This is a genomic window from Azospirillum agricola (assembly GCF_017876095.1).
GTDB classification, from domain to species: Bacteria; Pseudomonadota; Alphaproteobacteria; order Azospirillales; family Azospirillaceae; genus Azospirillum; species Azospirillum agricola.
Map to the genome: position 1 here is coordinate 1 of NZ_JAGINM010000060.1, position 6,143 is coordinate 6,143.

General features: G+C 69.4%; 1 protein-coding gene and 1 pseudogene. Both read right to left on the reverse strand.

Translation table 11 applies throughout. The features are described from left to right. Positions 1-989 (reverse strand): annotated as a pseudogene (locus tag J2847_RS33690) (hypothetical protein); the annotation flags it as partial. 131 nt (positions 990-1,120) lie between these two features. Continuing rightward, on the reverse strand, positions 1,121-6,143 hold a 5,023-nt coding region (locus tag J2847_RS33695; protein WP_209783084.1), incomplete at its 5' end, for a transglycosylase SLT domain-containing protein.

The following is a 6,143-nucleotide window of genomic DNA, read 5'->3' on the forward strand; positions in this document are numbered from 1 at the left end:
GCCTTGCTGTAGCTGCGGATCGGCGTGACCGCCGTCGCGCGCGGCAGCCGGGTGACGATCAGCTTGTCGTCATCCAGGTCGATCCACCACCGGCCGCGCGGGACGGAGCCCACGAGCTTGCCGTAGGCATCGCGGTGCGTCATGCCGGAGCCGGCCGGCAAGTACAGGCCCACCGTGCGCGGCACCGCGTCCATGCCGGTGGCGTCGGCACTGGTGACGATCCCACCGTGCTGGACGGCCAGGAAGGCGATCAGTTCGCCGATGTAGCGGCGCCAGACGCCGCCGGTCTTGTCGCCTTTGCACTCGACCCGGAAATCCTCGTAGTGGACGGCGGTGGTGATGATGCCGGTCGCGAGGTCGACGGCGAACTGGTAGGAGGCCGGGGTGCCGTTGACCTTGATGACGGCGACGCCGCCCGACCAACCGCGCGGTACGTCCTCGATGGGGTTGCCGCCGTTGATCGACCAGCGGTGCATCCCGCCGATGATGCCGAGGTAGGTCGGGGCCGCCATGAAGACGTGGCCGAAGCAGCGCTCCTTGAGGACGTTCCGCAAGCTGGTCGGCCCGTCGAAACCGCCGGTTCCGGTGCCGAGATACTTCTCCGCGTCCTTCTGGATCGGCGTGTCGAAGTCGAGTTGCCGGTCGTAGATCGGCAGGCGCAGCGAGGTCACATCCGGTGCCGCCCTCCCGGCCTTGGCCCGCCAGACGGTGACTGCGCTGGAGAGGGGCGCCGCCTCGTCGACGACGCGCTCGGTCACGGATAGGACGATGTAGTCGGTCAGCAGGATGTTGAGCGGCCGCACCCCCAGCGGCACCCGCAACCACACCCCTGCCGTCAGGTCGTAGACCGAGGCATGGCGCGGGATGTCGTCCTCGGCGTCCTTCCGCACGTTGATGAGCCCCATGGCGTCGATCTCGGCCTTGGCGCCGTCCGCCGCCGCCCGGACGGCGACGGAAGCCCACTGGCTGACAACCGGCAGCCAGGTCACACAGGACGGATCATCGTCGCTACGGGACTGGAAGGCGCGCGACCCGGCGCAAAGAGGCCATAGGTGCTTGTGGCCCGTGGCCTTGTGATAAGCCACGAGGTCATAGAGATGCACATTCATGCGGGTGTCCCCTATGCGGTGAGACGCGGCTTCTGCTCGGCCAGTTCGGCCTGCAAGGCTTCCACCGTCTTGATCAGCTTGGTCAGCAGGACGCCGCGCTGGTTCTGCGCGGAGCCCTCTTCGGCGTGGACGCCCTTCCGGAGTTCGGCGATCTGGTCGTTGAGCCGGCGCAGTTCGGCCAGGATGGCGGCGTCCCGGCCATTGCCTCGTTCCGGCCGGGCCGGAGCCGCCGGCCGGAAGTCGCTGACGTTGGTTGCCGACCAGCGGTCGTTGACCGCCGACGCGTAGATCCCGGCGATCCGCAGGCTGTCGGCCGACGACGCGACCGCCGCGCCGCCGGCCTGCCACATCAGCTCGGGACCGCGCTCACCCACCCAGACGGCGCCCGGCGGGGTGGAGAGGGTGCCGGTTGCGAAGCCGGGGATCTGGCGCTGCCCGGCCAGCACCTCGTTGATGCCGGTCTGGCGGAACCATTGCGCCAGATCGAACGCCGGGTCCGCCAGCCGAGCGGCCTGGATGTCCGGCATGCCGCCGAACGCCGCCTCGATCTGCGCGGCGCTGAACGCTTCGAGGCGGGCGCGCTTCCCCTCCAAGGAGTTCCGCGCCTTGAAATCGCGCAGGAACGACGTGTAGGCGTCCGCCAACCCATGCGATTGGATGAAGGCGTTCGCGTTGCTGTCGAATTGGCCCGTGTAGCCGAACTGCTTGAGGAACCCCAACGCGTCGTTGATGCCGAAGCCGGTCCCATCCATCGTGGCGACATCCGCCGGCGCGGCGTAGCGGTAGGAGTTGTTTTCCCACCCGAGCCGGGTGTCGGCCGCGACCAGCGCTTTCTGATAGGTTTCCGGCCCCTGCGCCTTCGCCCACTCGATGATGCCGCCCAGCGTGTCCTTGGTCAGCCCCTTGAGCATCTGGTCCAGGGTGGCCGACGTCGGGGTGCCGGTGTTCTGGTTGGCCGGGACGAGCGACGCCTGCCAGAGGCTGTAGCTCTGGTTCATGATGCTGACGATACTGTCCAGACTGCCGAGCTGCCGCTGGCCGAGATTGGCGGCCTCGGTGCGCGCCCTCTGCATCTCCTTGAGCTGGTCCTGCGCCACCTTCAGATCCGCCTCGGCGGTGGCGGTCCCGGCACCGTAGGTCGCCGGGTCGCCCAGCCGGTCCAGCACCCCCAACACCTCGTCGAAGAGGGCGCGCGCGGTGCCGGCGCTGTTGGTCTTCTCGATCGACACCAGCGTCTGCCCGAGCGAGGCGAGCGCCGACCGGGCGGTATCCTTTTCGCCGTCGCTGGCCGTGGACGAGTTGATGGTGCCGAGAGCGGCGTCCCACTGCCGCTTTGCCTCGGCCAGCCGCTCCTGCGGGCTGATCGGCGCATCCTCGGAGAGCCGGATGCTGTCGCCCGCGGCCTTGAACTGCTTGGCCGCCTGCGACACCTTGAGCGCGCCGTCCTGGAGCGAGGTCACAAGCTCCTGCTTGGCCGCGATCTCACGGTCGTACCATTCCAGGACATCGGCCTTGGCGAGATCAAACGCCTTCTGGCCCCGCTCGGCCGCCTGCACCTCTTGCAGGCGGGTCGTGTCGTAGCCGGCATCCCGCGCCTGCGCCAACTCGACCGCCTGTTGCTGGTCGAGAGACAGCAGGCCAGAGATGCGGTTGGCGCCAACCGCCGCATACATGCGGCTGGTCACGTCGGCGTTGTAGGCCGCAGCCTGCGCGGCGCGCTCCGTCGCCGCCGTCTGCGCCTCCAAGCCCTGCAACCACCGCAGGCCAGCGAGAGACGCCGCGTCGTAGCCGTCCTTCTCAGCCTGCCGATACTCCCGCTCCTGCTTGAGGCGCAGTTCCATGGCGTCCGCATCGGCGGCCTTGCCCTGCGCCCGCAAGGCGCGGACGGTCAGATCCTCGGTCACGACTGCCTGCGCGGCAACACGCATCGTCTCGGCGAGCGCGCCCACCTCGCCGCCCAGCGTGCGAGTGACGTCGGTGAGCTGGGCAAGGTCGAGGCCGGACAGGACCGAGGTGAACTGCGACGTCACCAGCGTGTTGGCCCGGCCGGCGGCATCATCCACACCGACCGCCGTGAGGTTCCGCCGCGTCGTGTCGCGGGCGTCTTCGATCCCCGACAGGCTGGTCAGGTAATCCCGGCCCTGCGCGTCGTACAGGCTGGCCGTATACTCGGCCACCGCTTGAGCCTGGAGCTTCGCCGCCTTGGCCGCCGCGTCCGCACGGATCTCGGCTTCCGAGACGCCGACATTCCACCGGGTGACGGCCTCGATCCAGGCTTCCGTCTCACCCCGCAAGGTCGCCATAGCGGTTTCCCATGGCGTCGCGGCCTGCACCGCCCCCTCGAAGCTGGAGCGGATCGAGTTCTCCAGGCTCTTCCGGTATTCGCTTCCCAAGCCGATCTTGTCGGCCGTCTTGATCTCCTCGTCGATGGCCTTCCAGTTTTCGGCCGCTGCCGCCTTGGCGTTCGCCTGGACCTGGGTGAGCGACTTGTTCAGCTCGGTAAAGGCTTCCGTCGCGCTGTCGATCTTCTTGGCGACATCCAGGTACTTCTGGATTTCCTCCAGGTCCCCGGAGTTCCGGACCGTCTCGTTGGCGAGCGCCTTGGCGACATTGCTGGTCGGATCGGTGGCGGTGGCGTCGCGCAGGATCTGACGGATCAGCTCCTCAGGGTCGTTGTGGACGCCGATCCCGGTGGCCTTGTCGGTGCCACCCTCCCAATACCCATAGTTCCGGGCCTTCAGCGTCAGCCCATAGGCGTCGGCCAGGGCATTGAAACCGGTGGCGAGGCTGGCCGTGACGGTCTTGACGTTGCCGTCGTCCCCGCCATTGTCCGCCGCGCTCGGTCCTTGGACGTACCGGCCATCCTCATAGAGGATGTGGCCCTGTGCGTTGGGGCCGACGCTGGCCTTGGTCGTGCCGAGCGCGGCCATGACGCCGCCGATGATCGCAGCCGCCGCCAGCCCCCACGGCCCCATCATGGAGCCGGTCATAAGGTAAGAGCCCAAGGCCGCTGAACCGGCTCCCGTCACGGCGCCGACAGCCGCGCCGCCGGCCTTGGAATTCATGGCTGTGCCCGCCAACCCACCCAAGAATCCGCCAACCGCCCCATAGGGCAGCGCCGACCCGATGGTGCCGGCAACGCCGGTCAGCGCCTCACCCGCGCCGGTCAGTTGCGGGATCACGGGCCCTGTCGGACCGACAGCGCTGGTTGCCAAGCCGAGGCTCTGGCCGGTGGTCGAGGTGGCGAAATTGGCGACGGTGGTACCGAGCGTGTTGGCGCCCGTGTAGATCGAGTACCCTGAGTTCGCCAGCGACAGCGCTGAACTGACGTTACCGAAGCCACCCCCCAACAGGGATGCCTGCGTGGTGCTGGCCGCGCCGACTGCCCCGCCCCCGCCCGCGCTGACGCCGCCGAACAGCCCGGAGACCGAGTTCCAGAGGCTGCCCAGGACGCCGGTAAAGCCGCTGTAGACGGCCTGCGCGCCCCGCAGCAGGATGTTCGACGACGATTCCGACGCGTCGGCCAGCGACGACGCACCGTCAGCCGCATCGCCCAGGCCCTCGGCCACGCTGATGGCGTTGGCGCCGAGCGCGCTGATCGACCGGGTCTGGAGGTCCACGACCTGGAGGGCCGCGTCGTTGGCCTTGCTGGTGCCGAGCACAGAGGCGATGAGGGAGTCCTGCGCCGCCGTCAGGTTCTGCGCGCCGCTGGTCGCCGCCCGCTGCACCGGCACCGCGTCGAGCATCGCCTGGAGCTGGCTCTCCTGCGCGGCGGTGACGCCCTGGGTGTTGTCGACCACCAGCCGCAGCCCGGCCCCGGCCTGCCGGTAGCCCTCGGCCGACGCCTTGACCGCCGAGACATAGGCGCTGCCGTCCTTGGTGATGTGGCCGCTGTAGGTGGAGAGCGCCTTGTCGATGTCGCCGCCGGCCCGGACCAGATGCTCCTTCAGGATGCGGGTGCCGGTCTCGATGTTCTGCGCCGGGTCGAAGGCGTTGGAGACGCCATAGGCCCGGACGTTGGCGGGCATGAGCTGCATGAGCCCGGCCGCGCCCGAGGTCTTGTTCACCGCGTCGGCGCGCCAGGACGATTCCCGTTCGATGATGCCCTTGATGATGGCCGGATCGACGCCGTACTTCGTCGCGGCGCCCTGGATGATGCCCTCCAGCCCGCCGGCGTCCTTGATCGCCACCGGCATGGGGCTGGCGGACGCCATCGCACCGATGTCGAACGCCGCGCTGCCGCTCGCCATCGTCACCCACATCGGGTTCGACGAGCTGGAGCCCAGCCCGCCCTTGACCGTGGTGATGAGGCGATCCAGCCCGCCCGGATCGTTGGCCGGCGTCGGACGGTTGTCGTTGGCGATCGACACCCCACCGGACATCAGCCGGGTCAGCGCGCCGGACACCGCCGTTTCGAACGGCTTGGTGATGAGCTGGCGCGCGGCGATCCGCTTGAGGTCTTCGCCCAGCGCCTTAACCGCATCGCCCGCGCCCTTGGCGCCGACGATGATGTCCTCCAGGCCGGTCGTGATCGGCTGCGTGATGTTGGCCGCGTTCTGGGCCGCATCCTGCAACTGGCTGTTGACCCGCGCCAGTTCGCCGGCCTGCTCGATGTAGGCGCGCGTCCCGGCGTCGGTCAGGTCGGCGCCCTTGTCCCGCAGGTCGTTGGCGGCCTGGAGCATCGCCACCATCTTCGCCCGCTCGGCGTTGCTGGCGCCCAGCATGCCGAATTCGGCGTTGGCGAGGTCCACCGCCCGGCGCTGCTCCGACGCCATCTGGGCAAACTGCTGCGTCCGCTGCGCCTGGTCGCGCGCCCAGACACCAGCGCCGATGTTGCCGATCTCGCCGGCATCCCGCTCCGGGTCGAGCCCGCGCTTGCGGGCCTCGGCCAGCACCTCGTTGGCGAGCGCCGCCTCGCGCGCCGCGCCCGCCCCGCGCGCCCAGGCGGAGGCCAGCCGCTCGGCGTCCTCGGCCTGCTGCCGCAGGGTCTGGTCGTACTGCGCCGCCTGGACGGCCCGTTGGGCGTCATCCACG